Below are 423 nucleotides of genomic sequence, written 5' to 3'. Positions count from 1 at the left end.
CCGCATTGCCACACCATCCCGGCCACAGGCCGCTGCGGGCCGAGCACTACCCTCATGCTGTGATCATCCCTGACGAAAACCCCTCTACCAGTCGGCGCTGGAACCGCCCTATTCCCCGAATCGGAGACACCACTTCTTCTGCCACCCGAGCCGCAGACCCCACCGGATGGTCCCTGGGCGACCAGGTACAACAGGGGTTGGACACCGCTATCGATACTCGACGTGACATCCGCCGTTACCGCCACGACGACGTCTCCAAAGAACTCGTCAACACCGTGTTGTGGGCCGGCCATCGCGCTCCGAGCGTTGGCCATAGCCAACCGTGGCGGTTCATCGTGGTGCGCGACGGCGACATTCGTGATCGCGCTGCCGTGATGGCCGACCGAGAGCGACTGCGTCAGGCTGATCTCCTCACCCCCGGTC

Annotated in this window: 1 protein-coding gene; it reads left to right on the top strand. The window is 64.3% G+C overall.

Annotated elements, in window-relative coordinates:
* Positions 1–59 precede the first annotated feature (59 nt).
* The coding region (locus RM609_RS34285; RefSeq protein WP_311616598.1) for a nitroreductase family protein at positions 60–423 on the top strand (364 nt) is incomplete at its 3' end.

Source organism: Streptomyces hesseae (assembly GCF_031845785.1).
Classification (GTDB): Bacteria; Actinomycetota; Actinomycetes; order Streptomycetales; family Streptomycetaceae; genus Streptomyces; species Streptomyces hesseae.
The sequence above is the reverse complement of the archived record's forward strand: the minus strand, read 5'-3'. Positions and strand labels throughout refer to the sequence as shown.